Here is a 21,249-nt window from a genome sequence, read left to right as displayed (position 1 = left end):
GCGACGACGGGTTCGAACGGATCGACGTTCGTGCTGTCGGACGCTATACCGTCACATGCGTCGATGTCGATACCCTTCACCACAGAGTCATGCACTGAAGGAATTCGCCGATTCAGGCCGTGCCCAGCGCGTCGATGTCGCGCATCTCCTCGGCGGTCAGCGAGAAGTGGAAGACGTCGAAGTTGGCGGTGATCCGCTCCGGCGTCACCGACTTCGGAATCGCCACGATCTCGTGGTCGATGTGCCAGCGCAGCACCACCTGCGCTGGCGAGACGCCGTGCGCGGCAGCGACCCGGGCCAACACCGGATCGCTGAGGTCGCTGGTCTTGAACGGGCTGTACCCCTCCAGCACCACACCCCGGTCCCGGTGTTCGAGGTGCCGCTGTCGGTCGTACAGCGCCGGGCTCCACTCGATCTGGTTGACCGCCGGGTTCTCCTCGGTCGACTGGATCAACTCGTCGATCTGGGCGGTGCTGTAGTTGCTGACGCCCACCGCCCGGGTCAGGTTGTCGTTGCGCGCGGCCAGCAGCTCCCGCCAGAGCGGAATGCTGTCCGTCGGCGACGACGGCGGCCAGTGGATCAGCCAGAGGTCGATGTGCTCGACGCCGAGCGCCTCCAGGCTGGCCTCCAGCGTCGCGCGCTCCTGGCCCACCCGGTTCGGCGGGAGCTTGGTGGTGATGAAGACGTCCTCCCGGCGCAGCCCGCTCTCCCGCAACGCGCGGCCGACCTCCCGCTCGTTGCCGTACACGGTGGCGGTGTCGAGGTGCCGGTAGCCGGTGTCGAGCGCGGCGAGCACGGCGTCGTAGCCCGCCCGGCCGGTCGCCTGCCAGGTGCCGAAGCCGAGCAGTGGCATCCGCACGTCGCCGGGGAGCTGGACGGTGGGCTGGTCGGTGAGGTCCATGAGGTCCGTTCTACCCCGCCGGGCCGCCGACCGCCGAGCGAACCGGACACTCCGGCCGCCAGCGCGCAGGTCCGGTTTGCCGGAGAATGCGGGTGTGAGCGACCGGCTTGAGGAGTACCGGCGACGGCGCGACGCGGCCCGTACGCCCGAGCCCGTGCCGACCGGGAGCCCTCCGGCAGCCGACGCCGACGGCGACACCGCCCGCTTCGTCATCCAGCAGCACCACGCCCGCAGCCTGCACTGGGACCTGCGCCTGGAGCACGAGGGGGTGCTCGCGTCCTGGGCGGTGCCGCGCGGCCTGCCCCGCGATCCGGGTCGCAACCACCTCGCGGTGCACACCGAGGACCACCCGATGGAGTACCTCGACTTCGCCGGCGAGATCCCGGCCGGCGAGTACGGCGGCGGCCGGATGGTCATCCACGACCGGGGCACCTACCGGTGCGAGAAGTGGCGCGACGACGAGGTCATCGTGACGCTCACCGGCGAGCGCACCGAGGGCCGGTACGCGCTGTTCGCCACCGGCGGGCGGGACTGGATGATCCGCCGCACCGATCCCGCGCCCCCGGGCTGGACGCCGATGCCCGAGTTGGTCCGCCCGATGCGTGCCACGCCCGCCGCCGGACTGCCGCGCGACGTCGCGAGGTGGGGGTACGAGCTGCGCTGGGACGGGGTCCGCGCGATGGCGTACGTCTCCGGCGGGCGACTACGACTGCTCTCCGAGGACGACCAGGAGATCACCGGCGGGTACCCGTGGCTGCGCGCGATGGCCGAGGCGCTCGCGCCCACCGAGGCCGTGCTCGACGGTGTGCTGGTGCGCATCGACGACGCCGGTCGGGTCCGCCCGATCCGACCGGCCACCGGCGGCAGGGTCCCCGGCGGCGCGCAGTACCTGGTCGTCGACCTGCTCTGGCTGGAGGGGGTGAGCAGCGTCGACGTGCCGTACGCGCAACGCCGGGAGCTGCTCGATGGGCTGGCCTTGGCGGGTACGCACTGGCAGACTCCGCCGTGGTTCCCGGGCGCGGGCGACGAGGCCCTGCGCGCCGGGCAGGAGCAGGGCCTACCGGGCGTGCTCGCCAAGCGACTGGACTCGGTCTACGAGCCGGGGCGGCGCAGCCGGCACTGGCTCAGCATCGACGCGGCCTGACGGCGAGGAGCGACGTTGTACCTGACCCACCTGGACTGCCCACGCTGTGGCCGGACGTACCCGGCCGACGAACCGCACAACCTCTGCGAGTGCGGCTCGCCCCTTTTCGCCCGCTACGACCTGGCGGCCGTGGCGCAGACGGTCACCCCGGAACGCTTCCCGCTACGCCCGGCCGACCTGTGGCGCTACCGGGAGCTGCTGCCGGTCGCCGACCCGCGGCACGTCACGACCCTCGGCGAGGGCTGGACCCCGCTGTTGCGCGCCCCGGCGTACGGCGCGGAGATCGGTGTGGCGGACCTGATGGTCAAGGACGAGGGGTTGGTCCCGACCGGCTCGTTCAAGGCGCGCGGGGCGGCGGTGGGCGTGAGCCGGGCCCGTGAGCTGGGGGTCGAGCGGATCGCGATGCCCACCAACGGCAACGCCGGGTCGGCCTGGGCCACCTACGCCGCCCGAGCCGGCATGGGCGCGACGATCGTGATGCCGCTGGCCGCGCCCAGCATCTGCCGGCGCGAGTGCGTGGCCGCCGGCGCCGATCTGCGCCTGATCGACGGGCTGATCAGCGACGCCGGCCGGCGGGTCGCGGAGCTGATCGCGGAGTCGAACGGTGCGATCTTCGACGCCGGCACGCTGCGCGAGCCCTACCGGCTGGAGGGCAAGAAGACCATGGGGTACGAGATCGCCGAGCAGCTCGGCTGGCAGGCGCCCGACGTGATCATCTATCCGACCGGTGGCGGTGTCGGCCTGATCGGCATCCACAAGGCGATGCACGAGCTGCGCGAGCTGGGCTGGATCGGCGACAAGCTGCCCCGGCTGGTGGCGGTGCAGTCCACCGGGTGCGCGCCGATCGTGCGGGCGTTCGCCGCGGGCGAGGACCGGGCCGAGCCGTGGGCGGACGCGCACACAGTGGCGTTCGGCATCACCGTGCCGGCGCCGCTGGGCGACGAGCTGATCCTGACGGCGTTACGGGAGTCCTCCGGCACCGCGATCGCCGTCGACGACGCGGAGATCCTGGCCGACCTGCGGGACTTCGCCGCCCGGGAGGGGCTGCTGCTCTGCCCGGAGGGGGCCGCCTGTCTGACCGCGGCACGACACCTGCGCGCCGGCGGATGGATCCGGGCCGGCGAGCGGGTGGTGGTGCTCAACACCGGCGCCGGGCTGAAGTATCCGGACACCGTCGACGTGTCCGGCGTACCCGTGTCGGCCTGAGACGGCGAGCACCCCGCGGGCCGCGCGGCCCGCGGGGTGTCCTGGCGCCGGTCTACCGGTACGTGATGTCGGAGGGCGAGTAGAGACAGTTGACGCCGTCGGCGCCCTCGCCGACGACGGTCGGCTCGCTGCCCTTCGGCACGCCCTTGTACTTGACGCAGATCGAGGTCTCCCGACCCGGATCGTCGACGATGGTGATCCGGCTGAACCGGGCGGTGTCGCCCCAGTTGGTGTTGATGCCGGCGATCGCGTCGACGTCCCGGGCGGTCACGTTGTCGATCACCACGTGCCGCTGGTACGACGTGGAGCAGTTGCCGCAGGCCCGGTAGAGCTTCCCGGCGTTCTCCACCCGGAAGTTCCTGATGTGGACGGTGCCCGAGCCGTTGTGCTGGAAGACCTTGTCGCTGGCCGCGCGGGCGCCGCCACCATCGACGGTGTACGTGGTGCCGCCCCGGAGGGTGGCGGCGTCCTCGCCGACGTCCTCCCACCAGACGTTGATCAGGGTGCAGTTGCCCTCGCAGTGCACGCCGTCGCCGGCCGGAGCGCCGATGATCACGTTGCGCAGGGTCGCGCCGGCCGCCAGTTCGAACATCGGGTCCTGGCTCTCGCTCTGCCCGCCGTCACCGATGCCGTAGTAGCGCTTGAGTCCACCGTCGAAGGTGCCGGACACCGGAATCGTCGCGTCCACCTTCTGGTTGCTCGTGGGCGTCGGCCAGCCCGACGGCGGCGGGCTGGTCGGTGGTGGGGTGGTCGGCGGTGGGGTGGTCGGCGGTGGGGTGGTCGGCGGCGGGGTGGTCGGGTCGCCACCACCGGCCGAGTCGACGAGCACGTCGTCGAAACCACCACTGGCGTACGCGGTGACCAGGCCGATCCGACCCGCGCCGGCCAGGCTGTTGCTGCCGGAGGCGATCTGCGTGCCGTTGACGAAGCCGCGGACGGTGCTGCCGCTGGTCTCGATGCGCACCGTGTGCCAGGTGCCGGTGCCGATACCCAGCGACGCCGAGCCGATCGCGGTGACGGAGCTGCCGTTGACCGCCTGCAACTCGGCGCGCCCGGAGCCGAGCAGGGCGAGCCGGTACATCTTGGTGCTGCTGGTCGACCGGGCGGCGATCCCGACCAACGCGCTGGACGAGCCGAAGCGCACCGGCCGGACCCGGGCCTGCACCGAGTAGTTGGTCCAGCCGGTGTCGCCGGCGAACTGCCGCGCCAGCTCACTGCCGGCGTTGGACTGGTTGAGCACGCCCGAGCCGTCGACCGCCCAGGTGCCGCCGGACTTGGACCAGCCGGAGGTGTTGCCGTCGTCGAAGGTGTCGCTGAAGACGGTGGCCGCGAAGGCCGAGGTCATGCCGGCGGCGAGGGCCGCGGTGGTCAGGACGGCGCCGACCGCCAGTAGGAGCGGTCGGCGACCGGGGAGTCTTCTTTTCTGCACAGGTGTCCTCCTTGACGCGTGTGGTGGTGATCCACCGCCACCGCACGGGGACACGCCGGGACGGCGTGCTGTGCAGCGCGGGATCGGTGTGCGTCCCCGCCGGAAGCCCGGGTTCGAAGCGGGGCGAAGCGGGAACAAAGCCGTGGGGGAAAGGGCTTTCCCGACTCTTCGAGGCTAGGACCGGCCAACCATCACCGTCAATGCCTTGCGTTTGCAGGTCTGTTGCAGGATTCGACGCCGCTCAGAAGCTGTCCGGCTCGGTCAACCGCCAGGCCGCGTTGATCAGTCCGATGTGCGAGAGCGCCTGCGGGGTGTTGCCGAGCTGCGCACCGGTGACCAGGTCGATCTGCTCGCTGAACAGACCCACGTCGTTGCCGTACCCGGCGACACGCTCGAACAGCGCCGCGGCCCGCTCCCGCTCGCCCGCCATGACCAGGCACTCCACCAGCCAGAACGAGCAGAGCAGGAAGCCGGCCGGGTCCGTCGTCCAGCGGCGCAGCAGCCCGCTCTCGGTGCCCAGGTCCCGCTCGACCATCGCGATGGTGGACCGCATCCGCGGGTCGGTGGCCGGCAGGAAGCGCGCCACCGGCAACGCGAGCACCGAGGCGTCCAGCTCCGCCGACCCGAAGGCGCCGGTGAACGCCCCGATCCGGTCGTTCCACCCCTCCCGCAGGACGGTCTCGCGGATCTCGTCGCGTACCCGGCCCCAGCGCTGCGGGTCGCCCCGCTCACCGAGCCGGTCGGCCAGCCCCACCGCCCGGTCCATCGCCAGCCAGCAGGACACCTTCGACGAGACGTAGTGCCGCTCCTCCTCGCGGGTCTCCCAGATGCCCCGGTCGGGAAGGTGCCAGGTCGCCGCCACCTGCTCGGTCAGCCCCAGCACCATCTCCCGCAACTCGCCCTCGAACTCCGTACCGAGGTGGTCGCGCAGCCGCCACACCGCCGACATCACCTCACCCGGCACGTCGAGCTGCCGCTGCCGCCAGGCGTCGTTGCCCGCCCGCACCGGCCCACTGTCGCGGTATCCCCGCAGGTGGGTGCAGTGGTGCTCGGACAGGTCACGCTCGCCCTCCAGCCCGAACAGCACCGGCACCGGTTCGTCCCCGAACCGGCCGATCGAACGGCTCACCCAGGCGAACAGCCGGGACGTCTCGTCCGGGCAGGCCGCCACCCAGAGCGCGCGCATCGTCAACGAGAAGTCGCGCAACCACGAGTAGCGGTAGTCGTAGTTCCGGTCGCCGCCGATCTGCTCCGGCAACGAGGAGGTCAGCGCGGCGGCCACCGCGCCGCTGCGGGCGTACGTGAGACCGGTCAGGACCGTCGTGCTGTGTCGGACCAGCTCCGGGTAGCGGCCCGTGTACCTGTGCATCTGCCGGAACGCCTGCCACGCCCGCGTCGTCTCGTCGAGGGCGACCAGCGGGTCCAGCCGGGCCGGTGGAGTGCCGTACGCCTCACCGAAGGCCACGTCGATCCCGATCACCTGACCGGAGGAGACCTCGAACTCGTGGGTCACCCGGTCGGCGTCCGGCCGCAGATCCAGACCGTTGGCCCGGAGCACCAGCACCACCGGGCCGGCGCCGGCCAGCACCCCGCCATCCGGCTGCTTGTGCAGATACGGCGTGAGCAGGCCGTACTCCGGGCGGGGCGCGAAGTCGAGGGCCATCCGCACCCGCCCGGACAATCCCTCCACCACCCGAACCAGTACGGCGGGCGAGTTCTTGCCCAACTCGTGCGCGCGGGCGCCCATCTCGGCGGCGAGGGCGTCGGTGACCGCCACGCTGCCGTCCGGCGTGTGGTGCACGGTCCGCAGCACCAACGAATCCGGTCGGTAGGAGCGCTCCACCCGAAACCGTGGACCGCCGACCCCGACCGGGGCCAACCGAAAGTGCCCGCCGGACGGGTCGAGCAGACGCCCGAACACGGACGCGCCGTCGAACCGGGCCGGACACCACCAGTCGACCGAACCGTCCTTGCCGACCAGCGCACCGGAACGGGAGTCCGAGAGGAACCCGTAGTCGGAGATCGGCGGCTGCTGCTCCACCCGCCGCGGGTACCCGCAACGGCCCGGATCAGACAGCCGCCGGACGGATCACTGCGTCGGTGGCTCGTCCTCGCCCGCCTCCTCGGCCGCGTCCGCCTCCTCCTTGGTCCGGTGTACGGCCTGGTCGGCGTGCTCCGGCGGCCCGTAGACGGTGTACAGCACCAGCGGGTTGGGCCCGGTGTTGACGAAGTTGTGCTTGGTGCCGGCCGGAACCACAACCAGGTCGCCCGCGACGACCTCCTGCTTCTCCCCGGCCACCCGGGCCTCGCCGACACCGCTGACGAAGGTCAGGATCTGGTCGATGCCCTCGTGCACCTCCTCGCCGATCTCACCGCCGGCGGGGATGGTCATGATCACCAACTGGGTGTGCTCACCGGTCCAGAGCACCCGCCGGAAATCCGGGCTCTGCTCGGCGACCGTAGCGATAGTGAAATGCTCCATGCCCCCGCTCATACCCCGTCACACCCCGCGCCACGCCGGGACGCTCCCTGCGGCGCAGCCCATCCCGGCTGTCGCAGGCTTCTTGATCGACTCGACTTTCCTGAAGTCGCGGCATCAATCACGCCTGGACACCGCGATTTCAAGGAACTCGAGTGGATCACCGACCGGTGCGGCCCGGATGGCCCGTCCACAGCCGGGGCATACGCCGTGACACGCAGATGGTGGAACTTGCCGCGGTCGGCGGGTTTGGATCCGCGCCCACCGGGGATCGTCACTTCCGACCGACCGGTATGGCCGGTCGAGCCAGGTCCCCGCTGGCGTACCGCCGAACGGCTGCGATGGTGGGAGACGGCCAGAGCGCGGCGACGTGACGACACCAGTCGAAACGGCGCCGCGCGCTCATGCCCGACCCACCCCCACCCCCGCGATCTTGCACTTCCTGTCCCCGCATAAGGGATGTCCCACGCGAAACGCCGACCGAACGTGCAAGATCGGCGCGGAGAGAGAGGGTGGCGTGCCGGGCGCGGGGAGGGTTCGGGGTTTAGCGATGTAGCCAGGTGAGCAGGTCTGGTGGGGCCAGCGTTCGCGCTCGTGTCTCGTAGTGGGCGAGAGCCGTCTCGTTCAGCAGGCTTCGGCCCTGGCCTGAGCCGCCCTGGCGGAAGAACGCCTGTCGGTCCCGGAACACGCCGAGCCGGTCCGGTGCGAGCCGGTCGGCGCGTTCCCGCATGCGGCCGAAGGTGGCTGCCTCGACCAGCTCCGGCCCCGGCGCCGGCAACCCCCACCGGTCGGCGAGCCGGCGCATCTCGCCTCCCAGATCGGTCAGCAGGTCGTCGTAGTGCACCAGCGCGACGTTCGGCTCATGGCGACGAGCCCAGGCGTCATTCAGGTGCAGCAGCACCCCGGGCAGCGAATCCAGCTCGGCGCGGGGGTCGGTCTCCCGGTGGATCCAGCCTGGCAGCCACTCTTCCAGCGGCGGGCGCGGTCGGGGCGGTTCGGTCGGCGCGGGTTGGCCGGTCAGCTCGGCGAGGCGGGCCCGGTCCAGGTTGCCCGCCTGGTGATAGAGGGAGACGGCCATGTCCAGCGGGTGCCGGGCCACCACCACGTAGTTGACCTGCGGATCCATCGGCACCCCGTCCAGCGGGGTGTGCGTCTTGATGAACCGTCGGTGCGGCTGCGCGGCGAGCCGCTCGTACACGGTGTCCCGTGGCTCGACCAGCCAGTCCAGCCAGGGCGACAGCTCGGTCAACGGCGCCGGAAGGTCGGCGGTGCCCAGCACCAGGACCGCGCAGATCATCTGCATCCAGGTGGTGCCGCTCTTGGACCGGGTGCTGATCACGATGTCACCGGGGCGGAACGGGAAGCCGATCCAGCGTGCGCTGTCCTCGTCGTCGGATCGGTAACGGTGGGCTGGCGCGAGCATCGGAGGATCGTAGTCGCCCAACCGACAGTCGGGCAGCCGAATTCCGACCCACATCAGTGGGACCCGCCGTTATACCTGGCTAGATTGAAGTATGGTGCCCGCCCACGGGGGCCGGGCGGCGCAACCGGTCTACCGCCCCATCCTCGCGAGCCGACGAGGCGAGCTGGAGGCCCTGAGCCATCTCGATCCCACGTCCGCGCCACTCGTCGCCCCGGTCCTCGAGGTCGGCGCGAAGGAACGGTCCCTTGTGGACGCTCTGCGCCGGCTGCCGCCCGGGCTGATGCCGGCCGTCGACGTCAGCGCGCTCCCCGACAGCCCCGAGGCGGAGCTGACCCGTTGGGGCGTACCCGTGCAGCCGGTCATCGGGCTCGCGGAGGGCGACCATCGGCTGGTGGCGCACGGCGCGGCGGCGCGGGCGTACGGCAGGCGGGCGCTCATCCGGCTGCGGGCCGCCCGGGACCGGGCCGGCCCGGACGCCAGTACCACGGCCGTGGAACGGATCTGGCGGTTCACCTCGCTCGCTCCGGAGGAGTGTGACCTGCTGGTGGACGCGGCGGACGTGTGTTGCCCGGCGGACGTGCGGTCCGTCGAGCCCCGGGTCCGCCGCCTGCTCGACTGGGCCCGCCGGCACGCCTGGCGATCGGTGACGGTGGCGGCCGGCGGGATGCCGCCGACGCTGTCCCGGTTGCCCACCGACGAGCCGGTCCGGCTGGACCGCTGGGACTGGCAGCTCTGGCGGCGACTGGCCGACGCCGGGGTCGACTACGGCGACTACGGGGTGCACCCGGCCGTGTCCGGCGCCGGTGATCCGGGCGACCGGTTGCCGACGGTGCGCTACACCGACGACGACAGTTGGTGGGTCTACCGCTGGGCGCGGCGCGGCGGCCGGGGCGACGAACGGTTCGCCGACCTGTGCCGCACGCTGGTGTCAGCGCCGCACTGGCCGAGTACGGGCGCCAGCTTCTCCTGGGGCGACCACGAGTTGCTGCGCCGGGCCCGTCGGGGCGCCGGTGCCGGCTCGGCCGCGAACTGGACGGCGTGGAGCACGTCGCACCACCTGGCGTACGTGCTGGCCACGCTCCTGCACCCAGCCGCGGAGGGCGCCCCGAGACGGCACCCCGGGCAGGGGCCGCAGCGGGGACGATCGTTGCGCTGAGGGCTTCTACTGCTTCTCGGTGAAGCCGAACTGGATGATGCCCTCGTCGTCGACTGTGGCGTCCACCGACGCGTCGCCGAGCAACTGGGCGGCGTCCTCGTCCAGGAAGATGCGGGCGCCCTGGTTGTCCACCACCCGGTCACCCTGTACCGGCTCGGACACCAACTCCACTGTCAGCGAGCCCGCCTCGGTGTCGGCGGCGATCCGCACCCCACCGTCCTGCGCGACGTCCTGCTGGTTGGCGAGGTCACGGATGACGAGCACGGCGTTGTCGGTCATGGTGAGCATGGGCGGAACTCCTCGTGGATTCTCGGCTCGCGGTCGGACACCGCGCGGACCGGACAGTTGGCCGCGTACGAGCACACGTGCGAGGCGGCGGGAGGGGCGTACGGCCATCGTCGCCGTCGCATCGATATCGGGGCAGCTGACGGCCCCGTCACTCCCACCGTGCCCGCTGGCCGGCCATCCGTCAAATAGAGCCAGGTCAGTGGAGAGCTGCGGCCGGGGTCAGCCAGGCGCGAATATCGTTCACGGCGGCGCGGCCGGCCCGGTTGGCGCCGATGGTGCTCGCCGACGGGCCGTAACCCACCAGGTGTACCCGCTCGTCGGCGACGACTCGGGTGCCGTCCATGGTGATCCCGCCACCGGGCCCGCGCAGTCCCAGGGGGGCGAGATGGTCGATGGCCGCCCGGAACCCGGTGCACCAGAGGATCACGTCCGCCGGCACCGAGCGCCCGTCCGACCAGGTCACCCCGTCGGGTGTGATCCGGTCGAACATGGGTAGCCGGTCGAGGACGCCCTGGGCGCGCAGTCGGCGTACCTCGGGGGTGACCGGCAGTCCGGTCACACCCACGACGCTGCCCGGCGGGCGGCCGGCCCGGACCGCCTCGTCCACCCGGGCCACCGCCTCCCGGCCCAACTCGGGGCCGAACTCCTCGTCCCGGAATCGCGGCGGTCGGCGGGTCACCCAGGTGGTCGCCGCCGCGACGGTGGAGATCTCGCCGAGCAACTGGACCGCCGAGGTCCCGCCTCCGACGACCACCACGCGGAGACCGGCGAACTCGGCAGGCCCCCGGTAGTCGGCGGTGTGCAGCTGTCGGCCCCGGAACGACGACCGGCCCGGGTAGTGCGGCCAGAACGGCCGGGTCCAGGTGCCGGTGGCGTTGATCAGGGCACGCGCCGTCCACCGGCCCTGGTCGGTTTCCACGTCCAGCCGCCGGTCCGCGCGGGAGCGCACCGCGCTGACCCGGACCGGCCGGCGCACCGGCAGGTCGAAGGCCCGCTCGTACGCGGCGAAGTAGGCGCTCACCTGCTCGGCGGCGGGGCGCTGCGGCTCGACGGGTGGGAAGGGCAGTCCGGGCAGATCGTGGAAGCCGTGCACCCGGTCGAAGACGAGCGTCGGCCAGCGGTGCTGCCAGGCGCCGCCCGGCCCGGCGTCGCCGTCGAGGATGACGAAGCCGCTGCCGGGGGCGAAGCCGGTGCGGCGCAGGTGGTAGCCGGCGCTCAGACCGGCCTGATCGGCGCCGATGACCACGACGTCCGCGGAGTGGGTGTGCACGTCGGGTGCAACGCTCATCGGGTACGACGTGTGCCCGACCACCGCCGTCGCGCCGATCACAGACTTTGGCCAACTACCTCCTGACCTGCGCTTACGCTGAGCACATGAGCGACTTTCGCCGGTACGCGTCGGAGTTCCTCGGCACCCTGCTGCTGGTGTTCTTCGGCGTGGGCAGCGCCGTCACCGCGCGGGTGCAGGGCGGGGTCGTGGTGGTGGCGTTGGCCTTCGGGTTCGTGCTGCTCGCCCTCGTCTACACGATCGGCCCGCTCTCCGGCAGCCATGTCAACCCGGCCGTGACGCTGGGTGTGCTGCTCTCCGGGAAGATCACTGTGCTCGGCGCCGTGGCGTACTGGATCGCGCAGTTCGTCGGCGCGACGGTGGCCGCCTTCGGACTCTGGGCGCTGACCCGGTGGGGTGACGTCGTGGACCAGACCGGGGCGCTGGGCACGAACGGGTACGGCGCGCACATCAACCGGGGCGGGGCCGCCGTGCTGGAACTCGTGCTGACCTTCCTGTTCGTGCTCGTCGTGCTGGTGGTGACGAGTCGGAGCGAGAATCCGGGCACGGCCGGCGTGGCCATCGGGTTGGCGCTCGCCGCCACGCAACTCGTGGGCGTGACGCTCACCGGCGCCGCCGTCAATCCGGCCCGCGCCTTCGGCCCGGCGGTCTTCGAGGGTGGCGTGGCCCTGCGGCAGCTCTGGGTGTTCATCGTCTTCCCGCTGCTCGGCGGAGCGCTCGCCGCGCTCGTCGCGCCACTGGTGATGGGGGCGCAACGGCACTACTGGGGCGGGCACGAGAAGTCGGTGGGCAGGCCGACCTGACGGCGGGCGGAAATTTCTTTCGTGCAAGGTCCTTTTCCGGCGAATATCTCCATGGCAGCATCAGCGCATGCATCGCCGTCACTTCCCCCGGGCCCTCGCGCTGCTCGCCCTGGTCGCCACCGCGACCACCGCCGCCGCGCCCGGCGCCACGGCCGAGTCGCCCAGTCCCGCGACGACCCGACTGCACGCCACCATCGACACGATCCTCGCCGACAGCCGGCTGGCCGGCGCGCAGGCATCGGTGGTCGTGGTCGACACCAGCACCGGGCAGACGCTCTACGACCGCAACGGCGACCGGCGACTGGTCCCGGCCTCCAACACCAAGCTGCTGACCTCGACGGCGGCCCTCGAACTGCTCGGACCGGGCCACCGGTTCACCACCGACGTCCAGGCCAGCGGCAAGCGGCGTGCCGGCCTGCTCTCCGGCAACCTCTACCTGCGCGGGGGCGGTGACCCGACAATGCTCGCCACCGACTACGACGCGCTCGCCGCGCAGGTCGCCGCAGACGGCGTACGGGTGGTGACCGGCAACCTCGTCGCCGACGACACCCGCTACGACCGCACCCGGCTGGGCCCCGACTGGACCTGGGACGACGAGCCCTACTACTACGCCGCCCAGGTCTCGGCGCTGACCGTCGCCCCGGACACGGACTTCGACGCCGGCACGGTGATCGTGCACGCCGCACCGGCCGACCGGGCCGGCGTACGGCCGCTGGTCACCACCACGCCGCCCACCGGGTACCTCCGGATCGACAACCGCGCCGAGACGGTCAGCACGGGCGAGACCTCGATCTCGATCGAACGCGGCCACGGCGACAACACCGTCGTGGTGACCGGCCAGATCGCCGTCGGCGACGAGCCGACCAGCGACTGGGTGACCGTCTGGGAGCCCACCGGCTACGCGGCCGACGTGTTCCGGGCGGCGCTGCGCCGGCACGGCGTCCGCGTCCTCGGCCGGACCGTGCTCGGCCAGCCCACACCGGAGACGGCCCAGCCGGTGGCGCGGCACGACTCGATGACCCTCGGCGAGCTGATGACGCCGTTTCTCAAGCTCTCCAACAACGGGCACGCCGAGGTGTTGACCAAGGAGATCGGCCGGGTCCTCTCCGGATCGGGGACCTGGTCGGCCGGGCTCACCGCGATCAGCGAGTACGTCGCCGACACCGGGATGGACACCAGCCTTCTGCGTCAGCGCGACGGGTCCGGGCTCTCCCGGCGCAACCTGATCCCGGCGGCGGAGTTCGTCGACCTGCTGCGCGCCGTACGCGCCGAACCGTGGTTCGGCACCTGGTACGCGGCGTTGCCGATCGCCGGGCAGCCGGAACGGTTCGTCGGCGGCACCCTGCGCAGCCGGATGGCCGGCACACCGGCGGCGGGCAACGTGCACGCCAAGACCGGCAGCCTGACCGGCGTCTCCGGGCTCTCCGGCTACGTCACCACCGCCGACGGCCGGCTGCTGGCGTTCTCGATCCTGTTGAACAACTACCTGACCGCGTCGGTCAAGCCGCTCGAGGACCAGATCGCCGTGGCGCTCGCCGGGCACCGTGACGACGACACGGCGACGGCGCGGAAGGCCTCGCCGGTCGTACCGGAGATCCCCCGGACCCCCGAGGGTGTCGAGTGCGCCTGGGTCAAGCCGATCACCTGCTGAGCGACGGTCGGGAGGCGCGCCCGAGCGCGTCTCCCGACCCGGCGGGCGCTCAGGCCGGACGGTCCGGCGGGGGGACCACAGCCGTCGGGTCGCCGCGCTCGATGAGCGCGGCGATCTCGGCGTCCCGCAGCCCGCGGAGCGCCAGCACCCGGGTGCCCCAGCGGTGCAGGCGACAGGGATGCGGGCTGGCGTCGTTGCGGCAGATCACGCCGCCGGACCACCGTCGGGGGGCGTGCACCACCACCGCGCGCACCGCGAACTGGGCGTCCTCGCCCGTCACGTACGGCGGCAGGGGGATGTCGCGAAGAACCTCCCCGGACGCTTCGGCACCGCCGGACAGGGCGACGCGACGGACGCGGTGGGTGGCACTGCTACTCATCTCCGCTGCCTCCACACTGGATGGTGAGATGGGGACAGCAGAAAGTTACGGCCTCATCGACGGTCCGCGACGGACAAACTGTCCCGTCGCGTCCACCGACAGCGACCGGTTGATCAGTCAGCGCACCGCCACGGCCTGGAGGCCGACGTTGCCGCAGCGCGGCGTGAAGACCTTCTCGACGGTCCAGTTGAGCAGCAGCCGGGCGCCCTTCGGCAGCGTGAACCGGATGGTGAACTGGGCGCTCTGGCTGGTGTAGGGGTCTTCCAGGCGCACCGTGCTGGCGGGCCCGCCGGTGGACAACCGCGCCTCCAGGCGGCCCCGCGCCATCCAGATGCCGCCGTAGAGCTGGACCGTACGCGGCCCACCGCTGCCCGCGATGGCGAGCGAGAACCCGTTGCCGGGGCCGCAGGTGTAGACGCCGTTGGAGCTGCCGTTCGTCGACCGCTCCGGCGAACCGTCGGACCAGCGGACGTGCTCCTGGTTGCCGTCCCACCCGACCCTGTCGCCGGAGCCGCCCAGGTCGATGATCTCCCCGGAGCCGGACCGCTTGCGGACCGTCGACCTGCCCCCCCGCTCCCCCCAGTGCATCCAGTCCCGGACGCCCACCGCGGTGAGGTCCACCCCGGCAGGCATCTCCGCGCGACGCACGGACAACGCCGGCGCGACGGGCGTGGCCGGTGGCGGCGCGGGCGCGCTCGCCGACGGCGTCGGGTCCGGCGAGGGCGGGCGTTGGCGCGGCCGCAGGCCGGGCGTCCCCGGACCCGCCTCGCCGGTCCGGCCGTCGGCCGCCGGCAGACCGGTGGGCCGGGGCGCGCCGACGGGCGCGCCGAGCCGACCCGCCTGGTCGTCGCTCGGCTCCGGGCCCGACCGTGTGCCCAGGTACGAGACCAGCGCCACCAGGCAGGCGAGTACGGCGATCCCCTCGATCACCCAGCGCCGACGCTGCCGGGCACGGGCGAGACGGCGCAGCACGCTGCGGGTCTGCCCAGCGGCGATGGCGCGCGGACGGTGCTTCGGCGGCACCTCGCCAGCCTGCACACCAGCCCGCGTGCGGTCGTCGTCCGCCACCGAACCCTCCAAGTCCACCGCCCGGTCGTCATGACCGCCGCGGACCGCAACGTCCACTGTGGGCCGTTTCACGCGTGCACGGGCGTGGACGACACGCTAGATCCGGACTGCCGGACGTGTCCAGCCCGAGACCGGACGGGGCGCGGCGCCGGGCACGACTCGGCAGGTCACGCGCCGCCCGGCTCAGCCGATACGGAAACCGAGCAGTTGCGCGATGACCACGGCCTGTCCGACGTCGATGAGAGCGCCGGCCCGCTCGACCACCGTCGGATCGAGCGCGCTGAGGTCACTGCCCCGCAGGTCCGAGCCGCCGAGGCGGACATTCGTCAACTGCGCGCCGGAGAGGTCGACGCCGGTGACGGTAGCGCCGGTCAGGTTGGCGCCGGTCAGATCCACCTCGCGCATGCGTACCCCGGCCAGCCGGGCGCCCCGCAGGTCCGCCCCGGCCAGCGCGACGAACGACCAGTCACCGCCGTCCACCGTCAGCGGACGCAGCTCGCACTCCGTGAAGGTGCTGCCGACCAGCTTGCAGCCGGTGAACTCGGCCTCGAAGAAGTTGCACCGGCGGAAGACGCAGCGGGTGAAGGCGGAGTCGACGTGCCGGGAGGCGTTGAACGCGACGGTGCCGAACGTGCACCCGGTGAAGACCGCGCCCCGGCTCACCGCCTCGGTCAGGTCGACCCCGAAGAACTCGCAACCCACGAAGTGCCTGTCGGTCAGCTCCTCGCCGTACCAGTCCTCGTCGCGGAAGGTCGCGTCCTCGATCAGCTCAGGCATCCGGCCAGGCTATCCGTGTTGGCGGCGGCCACCGGGCACGCCCGGCCCGGCCCGGCCCCCCTTCCGGCGTCGCCGTACCGGCGAGTAGTTTCGGCGACGTGAGTGTGGCGCGCAGCGTGGACCCGGACCAGATCGGTTTCGACCCCTCCCGGCTGGCCCGGATCGACGAGCACTTCGGCCGCTACGTCGACGACGGTCGGTTGGCCGGCTGGCAGGTGGTGGTCACCCGACGGGGCGAGGTGGCGCACTCCGCCACGTACGGGCTGCGGGACCGCGAGTCGGGCGCGCCGGTAGCGACCGACACGCTCTGGCGGATCTACTCGATGACCAAGCCGATCACCTCCGTCGCGGCGATGATGCTGTGGGAAGAGGGTCGGTTCGAGCTGACCGACGAGATCAGCCGCTGGCTGCCGGAGTTCGCTGACCTGCGGGTCTACTCCAAGGGGTCGGCCCTCAAGCCGTACACGGTGCCGGCGACCGAGCCGATCCGGGTCTGGCACCTGCTCACCCACACGGCCGGTTTGACGTACGGCTTCATGCAGACCTCGGTGGTCGACGGCCTGTACCGGGCCGCCGGCTACGACCTGTACCCGCCGGCGGACGTCGACCTGGCCGGCGCCTGCGCGGCCTTCGGGGAGCTGCCGCTGCTGTTCCAGCCCGGCTCCGCCTGGGGTTACTCGGTCGCCACCGACGTGCTCGGTCGGCTCGTCGAGGTGATCTCCGGGCAGAGCCTCGACACGTTCTTCGCCGACCGGATCTTCGACCCGTTGGGCATGACCGACACCGGCTGGTGGGTCGACGGCGACGAGGCCGAGCGGCTGGCCGCGCTCTACGTGCCGGACCCCCGCAGCGGCCGGGCCGTCCGCCACGACAGCCTCGGCGCGCTCGCGTACCGCAAGCCCCGCCTGCTCTCCGGCGGCGGTGGTCTGATCTCCAGCGCCGCCGACTACCACCGCTTCACCCAGCTGCTGCTGCGCGGCGGCGCCGTGGACGGGGTGCGGCTGCTCGGGCCGCGCACGGTGCGGTTCATGACGCGCAACCACCTGCCCGGGGGCCACGACCTGGGCACCCTCTCCACCGGCGGTTTCGCCGAGAGCACCCTGGACGGGGTCGGCTTCGGCCTGGGCTTCGCGGTGATCGACGACCCGATCCCGAGTCGGGTGCCGAGCAGCGTCGGTGAGTACTACTGGGGCGGAGTGGCAAGCACCGCGTTCTGGGTCGACCCGGTCGAGGAGATCACCGCGTTGCTGTTCACCCAGCTGATGCCGTCGAGCACCTACCCCCTGCGCTCCCAGCTACGTCAGCTCGTCTACGCGGCGCTGACGGACTGAGGGCTGACAGGGCCGGGCTGCGGCACCGCGCCACGTCGCGCCGCGCCGCGCCGCCCGCCTGCGCCGATCTTGCACGTTGTGTTGCCGAAACAGCCCATGATGGGCGGTTTGTCGGGACAGCAAGTGCAAGATCGGCGGGGTGAGGGTGGGGCGGGGAGGTCGGGGAGGGCGGGGAGGGCGGGGTTAGTCGGCGAGGCGGGGTGGGAAGCCGCCGGTGGCGATCGGGCCCCAGGTGTCGATGGTGACCCGGATCAGGGACTTGCCCTGACGCACCATCGCCGCCCGGTACTCGTCCCAGTCCGGGTGCTCGCCGGAGATGCTGCGGAAGTACTCGACCAGCGGCTCCAGCGCGTCAGGCAGATCCAGCACCTCCGCGGTGCCGTCGACCTGCACCCAGGGGCCGTTCCAGTCGTCGCTGAGCACGCACGCGGACACCCGGGGATCGCGGCGGATGTTCGTCACCTTGGCCCGCTCGGGGTAGGTGGAGACGACGATCCGCCCCTGCCCGTCGACGCCGGCCGACACCGGGGAGGACTGCGGGCGCCCGTCGGCGCGGGTGGTCAGCAACACCACCCGGTGTCGCGGCCGGAGGAAGTCGAGCAGGCCGTCCCGGTCGACCCGGGTGTTCCGTGCGATGGTGCGCGCCATCCTCCGTTCCTACCAGGGCGCGCGGGCGGCGACGGCGGCGGGTCAGTGGGGCCGGGTCGCGGCGCGGCGTACCGCCTGGGAGGGCACCCGGGGACGGCTGGACGGCCGCCACGCCCGACCGTTGGCGTAGATCACCCGAAAGCCGAGGTACGACGCGAGCGGCGCCCAGTGGGCGGAGCCCATCCGCAGTTCGGCGGCGTTGTGCCGCTGGCCGTTGGTCAGCACGTCGAGCAGGACGGTTTCGAAGGCGGCCGACTCGACCCAGTCGACGTCCCGGGTGAACCCGCAGATCAGCGCGGCCCCGGTGACCTCCAGGAACTCGCGGAGCACGGCGTCCGAGGCCCGTAGCACCGAGCAGCTGCCGAAGTAGAGCCGCCGGCCCTCGGCGCGGCCGGCCATCAGCTCGGCCACCTCGTTCAACTCCACCGACTGCCAGTCGGTCAGGCAGAGCCGGCTCGGCTCACCGTGCATGGCGAAGAAACCGACCCGGTGATCGGCGTACTGCTTGAGCAACCAGCGGTCCAGGAAGTAGAACAGCTCGTCCCGGGTCGCCGCGTCCTTGTGGATAAAGCGGATCTTGCCCAACCGTTCCAGCAACTCCAGAGTGGGCAGCACCGAGCCCCGCTCGTTGAGGTCGCGGTGCCACTGACCCTCCACGCAGAAGACGCCACCCCGTGCCACGCGCACCTCCGCCAGTCCGGCCCACCCGAGGCTGACGTTACCGGCTGCCGACGGCCAGGGAACATCACCCTCGGTGTGGCTGATTGCGACGTTCGGTGTGCTTGCGCACCTCAGGCGCTGTCGGTGGTGAATGACTGTTTACCGAATCAGTTGAATTCACAGTCGATACCCAGAAAACGTGAATTATGAGGACGATTCTCGTTAATCCCCTCCGATAGCGCTGATCAGTGCCAGGGTGGAAATCACGGGACTTCCCGGTCGATGTCCCGAAGGCACCCCATTCGCTCTCGTATCGGGAGGACCTCTGTGCGCGTACACACCTTGAAGCGTGCCGCCGTCGCATTCGCCCTGGCACTGCCCGGGGCGGCGATCGCGGCGGTGGTCGCCGCACCGGCGGCGCACGCGGACGGCTGTTACACCTGGAACCGCACCCTCACCCAGGGACGCTCCGGCGAGGACGTCCGCCAATTGCAGATCCGGGTCGCCGGCTGGGCCGGCTACCGGGACATCGTGGAGAACGACGGGCGCTACGGGCCGAAGACCGCCGCTGCGGTCAAGCGGTTCCAGCAGGCGTACGGGCTGCGCGCCGACGGCATCGCCGGCCCGCAGACCTACGCGAAGCTGTACCAGCTCCAGGACAACGACTGCACGCCCGCGCACTTCAGCCACACCGAGATGGACAACGGCTGCGGGGGCAGCGGGTACAGCGGCGGCCCGCTGTCGGCGGCCCAGACCAAGCAGAACGCGCTGCGCACCATGTGGAAGTTGGAGGCGCTGCGGAAGAGCCTCGGCGACAAGCCGCTCTACGTGTCCAGCGGCTTCCGCAGCCGCTCCTGCAACGACCAGGTCGGGGGCGCGTCGGACAGCCAACACCTGTACGGCAACGCCGCCGACGTCACCTCGCGGACGTCCTCGCTGTGCCAGGTCGCCCGGGACGCCCGCGACAACGGCTTCAGCGGGATCTACGGCCCCGGCTACCCCGACCACGACGACCACGTGCACGTCGACTCCCGCCGGGAGAACAACAGCGACGACAGCTCGAACACGACGAGCTGGTCCGCGCCGGACTGCGGAATCGGCGCCGGCAACGACTGAGCCGGCCGGCCGGAGCGACGTCGGCCCGACGCGGAGGGGGAACTTCGCGCCGGGCCGACGTCGTGTCGGCCCCGGATCGGGCTGGCGGAGGGGTGCCGCGCTCAGCTCGCCCGGGGCCAGCGCGGCGCGGTGACGGGGCGGGTCACCGGCCGGCCAGCAGCGACGGGTCGTGCCCCCGGGGGAACGGCCCGGCCGGCCTGCGGGGGGACGGCACGGGCGGCCTGCGGCCGCGACGGTCCGGTGGCCGTGAAGGGGAACGGCACGTGCACGAACGGGTTGCCGTGCCGGATCAGCGCCTCGATCTGGCGCTCGTTGAGCCCGTGTGTCTCCAGAACCCGTCGCCCCCACCGGTGCAGCCGGCACGGGTAGGTAGCGCCGTCGTTGCGGCACAGCGGCCCGGAGGGCCACTCCTCGGCGGTGTGCACCACCACCGCCCGGACCGCGAGTCGGACATCCTCCGGGGTCAGTGGTGCCGGCAGGGGCACCTCACCCAGCACCTGGTCGATGGGATCCGTCGACTGCTCACCAACTCGCACGGCAGGCCTCCCGCAGATCGGCAGCGGTACGGCGGACTAACCGCACCGACATCCTCGGCCATTGGTACGGGGGGCATCCGACGAAAGTTCAACGGGTTGTGCAGATCCTCCCGACCCTCGGCACGATCGACTCGCGTTCCGTGATGTCGGGGCAACCACCTGGCGGGGAAGGCCCGACTTTCATGAGGCCGAGTCGATCAACCACGACCCGGCCACGCCTACGTCAGACCAGGCCGGCGTCGTGCACGAGCAGCGCCACCTGAACCCGGTTGTTCAGCTCCAACCGGGTCAGCAGCCGCGAGACGTACGCCTTCACCGTCGCCACGCTCATGAACAACTCCCGCGCGATCTCCGCGTTGGTCTGCCCCCGCCCCAGCGCGACAGCCACCTGCCGCTCCCGCTCGCTGAGCCCGGTGAGCAGCCGCAGGGCCCGCTCCTGGCGCGGGTCGGGGCCAGCCGGACCGGGAGCGGCGCCGGTCACGTGCGCGATCAGCCTGCGCGTCACCGTCGGGGAGAGCGTCGCCTCACCGGCCGCCACCCGACGGACCGCGTGCACGATCTCCGCCGGCGGGGTGTCCTTCAACAGGAAGCCGGCCGCCCCGGCGCGGAGCGCCCGCAGCACCTGCTCGTCGGCGTCGAAGGTGGTCAGCACCAGCACCTCCGGCGGATGCGGCTGGGCCCGCAGCGCCTCGGTGGCGGTCAGCCCGTCGACCCGGGGCATCCGGATGTCCATCAGCACCACGTCCGGGGCGTACGCGGCGACGGCAGCGGGCACCTCGCCACCATCGGCGGCCTCGCCGACCACCAGCAGGTCCGGCAGGCCGCCGAGGATCATCGAGAGCCCGGCCCGGACCAGCGCGTCGTCGTCGACGATGAGGACGCGCACCGGCGTCGTGGTCGCCGACCCGCCGCTGCCGGCCACGTCGGACGGGCGGGCCGGATCGGCCGCGCCCGGCGGGCCAGCAG

The 21,249-nt window shown here is 72.1% G+C and carries 21 protein-coding genes; 7 read left to right on the top strand and 14 right to left on the bottom strand.

The features are described 5' to 3' along the window. Positions 1-112: 112 nt before the first annotated feature. Positions 113-901, bottom strand: coding sequence for an aldo/keto reductase (locus O7634_RS15360; RefSeq protein WP_278150808.1), 789 nt, complete (start codon positions 899-901; stop codon positions 113-115). Between the two features lie 94 nt (positions 902-995). Here O7634_RS15360 and O7634_RS15355 point away from each other — a divergent pair, with 94 nt between their 5' ends. Both O7634_RS15355 and O7634_RS15350 read left to right on the top strand, forming a co-directional pair. Next, positions 996-2,045, top strand: coding sequence for a DNA polymerase ligase N-terminal domain-containing protein (locus O7634_RS15355; RefSeq protein ID WP_278150807.1), 1,050 nt, complete (start codon positions 996-998; stop codon positions 2,043-2,045). A 15-nt stretch (positions 2,046-2,060) separates the two neighbouring features. Next, positions 2,061-3,251: a threonine synthase gene (locus tag O7634_RS15350; RefSeq protein ID WP_278150806.1), complete on the top strand. Its 1,191-nt coding sequence runs from the start codon at positions 2,061-2,063 to the stop codon at positions 3,249-3,251. A 52-nt stretch (positions 3,252-3,303) separates the two neighbouring features. Here the strand turns inward: O7634_RS15350 and O7634_RS15345 are convergent, their stop codons facing one another. The 4 genes from O7634_RS15345 to O7634_RS15330 form a co-directional block, all read right to left on the bottom strand. Continuing rightward, complete coding sequence (locus O7634_RS15345) at positions 3,304-4,680, bottom strand: pectate lyase (protein ID WP_278150805.1); 1,377 nt, start codon at positions 4,678-4,680, stop codon at positions 3,304-3,306. Between the two features lie 241 nt (positions 4,681-4,921). Then, positions 4,922-6,721: a glycoside hydrolase family 15 protein gene (locus tag O7634_RS15340; RefSeq protein WP_278150804.1), complete on the bottom strand. Its 1,800-nt coding sequence runs from the start codon at positions 6,719-6,721 to the stop codon at positions 4,922-4,924. A gap of 48 nt (positions 6,722-6,769) precedes the next feature. Beyond that, positions 6,770-7,162, bottom strand: a complete 393-nt coding sequence (locus O7634_RS15335) for a cupin domain-containing protein (protein WP_278150803.1) — start codon at positions 7,160-7,162, stop codon at positions 6,770-6,772. A 541-nt stretch (positions 7,163-7,703) separates the two neighbouring features. Next, positions 7,704-8,582, bottom strand: coding sequence for a sulfotransferase domain-containing protein (locus O7634_RS15330; RefSeq protein ID WP_278150802.1), 879 nt, complete (start codon positions 8,580-8,582; stop codon positions 7,704-7,706). Between the two features lie 91 nt (positions 8,583-8,673). On the opposite strand from O7634_RS15330, the gene O7634_RS15325 reads away from it, so the two are divergent. Then, entirely contained in the window at positions 8,674-9,738 is a 1,065-nt protein-coding gene (locus O7634_RS15325) for a hypothetical protein (protein WP_278150801.1), read from the top strand. Between the two features lie 6 nt (positions 9,739-9,744). Here the strand turns inward: O7634_RS15325 and O7634_RS15320 are convergent, their stop codons facing one another. Further along, positions 9,745-10,026, bottom strand: a complete 282-nt coding sequence (locus O7634_RS15320; RefSeq protein WP_278150800.1) for an adhesin — start codon at positions 10,024-10,026, stop codon at positions 9,745-9,747. A 196-nt stretch (positions 10,027-10,222) separates the two neighbouring features. Beyond that, the gene (locus O7634_RS15315; protein WP_278150799.1) at positions 10,223-11,314 is read right to left on the bottom strand and encodes an NAD(P)-binding domain-containing protein; all 1,092 of its coding nucleotides are present in this window, start codon (positions 11,312-11,314) and stop codon (positions 10,223-10,225) included. Between the two features lie 86 nt (positions 11,315-11,400). Between O7634_RS15315 and O7634_RS15310 the strand changes: the two genes are divergently transcribed. Together O7634_RS15310 and dacB are read left to right on the top strand one after the other, a co-directional pair. Then, entirely contained in the window at positions 11,401-12,117 is a 717-nt protein-coding gene (locus tag O7634_RS15310; RefSeq protein WP_278150798.1) for an aquaporin, read from the top strand. Positions 12,118-12,184: 67 nt separating this feature from the next. Then, a complete protein-coding gene (gene dacB, locus O7634_RS15305) occupies positions 12,185-13,768 on the top strand; it encodes a D-alanyl-D-alanine carboxypeptidase/D-alanyl-D-alanine-endopeptidase (RefSeq protein WP_278150797.1) in 1,584 nt (527 codons plus the stop codon). A 49-nt stretch (positions 13,769-13,817) separates the two neighbouring features. Here the strand turns inward: dacB and O7634_RS15300 are convergent, their stop codons facing one another. From O7634_RS15300 to O7634_RS15290, 3 genes are all read right to left on the bottom strand, one after another. Next, the gene (locus O7634_RS15300; RefSeq protein WP_278150796.1) at positions 13,818-14,147 is read right to left on the bottom strand and encodes a hypothetical protein; all 330 of its coding nucleotides are present in this window, start codon (positions 14,145-14,147) and stop codon (positions 13,818-13,820) included. 117 nt (positions 14,148-14,264) lie between these two features. Further along, positions 14,265-15,215: a hypothetical protein gene (locus O7634_RS15295; RefSeq protein ID WP_278150795.1), complete on the bottom strand. Its 951-nt coding sequence runs from the start codon at positions 15,213-15,215 to the stop codon at positions 14,265-14,267. A 183-nt stretch (positions 15,216-15,398) separates the two neighbouring features. Then, positions 15,399-15,992, bottom strand: a complete 594-nt coding sequence (locus tag O7634_RS15290; RefSeq protein WP_278150794.1) for a pentapeptide repeat-containing protein — start codon at positions 15,990-15,992, stop codon at positions 15,399-15,401. A 98-nt stretch (positions 15,993-16,090) separates the two neighbouring features. On the opposite strand from O7634_RS15290, the gene O7634_RS15285 reads away from it, so the two are divergent. Then, complete coding sequence (locus tag O7634_RS15285; protein WP_278150793.1) at positions 16,091-17,323, top strand: serine hydrolase domain-containing protein; 1,233 nt, start codon at positions 16,091-16,093, stop codon at positions 17,321-17,323. 183 nt (positions 17,324-17,506) lie between these two features. Here O7634_RS15285 and O7634_RS15280 read toward each other — a convergent pair whose 3' ends face one another. Both O7634_RS15280 and O7634_RS15275 read right to left on the bottom strand, forming a co-directional pair. Further along, positions 17,507-17,971 (bottom strand): PPOX class F420-dependent oxidoreductase, encoded by a 465-nt coding sequence (locus O7634_RS15280; protein ID WP_278150792.1) that lies wholly within the window; start codon positions 17,969-17,971, stop codon positions 17,507-17,509. A gap of 42 nt (positions 17,972-18,013) precedes the next feature. Beyond that, positions 18,014-18,652 (bottom strand): DUF6642 family protein, encoded by a 639-nt coding sequence (locus O7634_RS15275; RefSeq protein WP_278150791.1) that lies wholly within the window; start codon positions 18,650-18,652, stop codon positions 18,014-18,016. 306 nt (positions 18,653-18,958) lie between these two features. Here O7634_RS15275 and O7634_RS15270 point away from each other — a divergent pair, with 306 nt between their 5' ends. Next, a complete protein-coding gene (locus O7634_RS15270) occupies positions 18,959-19,747 on the top strand; it encodes a D-Ala-D-Ala carboxypeptidase family metallohydrolase (RefSeq protein ID WP_278150790.1) in 789 nt (262 codons plus the stop codon). 101 nt (positions 19,748-19,848) lie between these two features. Here the strand turns inward: O7634_RS15270 and O7634_RS15265 are convergent, their stop codons facing one another. Together O7634_RS15265 and O7634_RS15260 are read right to left on the bottom strand one after the other, a co-directional pair. Beyond that, positions 19,849-20,283 (bottom strand): hypothetical protein, encoded by a 435-nt coding sequence (locus O7634_RS15265; RefSeq protein WP_278150789.1) that lies wholly within the window; start codon positions 20,281-20,283, stop codon positions 19,849-19,851. A gap of 223 nt (positions 20,284-20,506) precedes the next feature. After that, positions 20,507-21,205, bottom strand: coding sequence for a response regulator transcription factor (locus tag O7634_RS15260; protein WP_278153979.1), 699 nt, complete (start codon positions 21,203-21,205; stop codon positions 20,507-20,509). Positions 21,206-21,249: the final 44 nt, after the last annotated feature.

The organism is Micromonospora sp. WMMD1120 (genome assembly GCF_029626235.1).
Classification (GTDB): domain Bacteria; phylum Actinomycetota; class Actinomycetes; order Mycobacteriales; family Micromonosporaceae; genus Micromonospora.
Note: the sequence above shows the minus strand (reverse complement) of the source record. Positions and strands in the feature narration are given on the sequence as shown.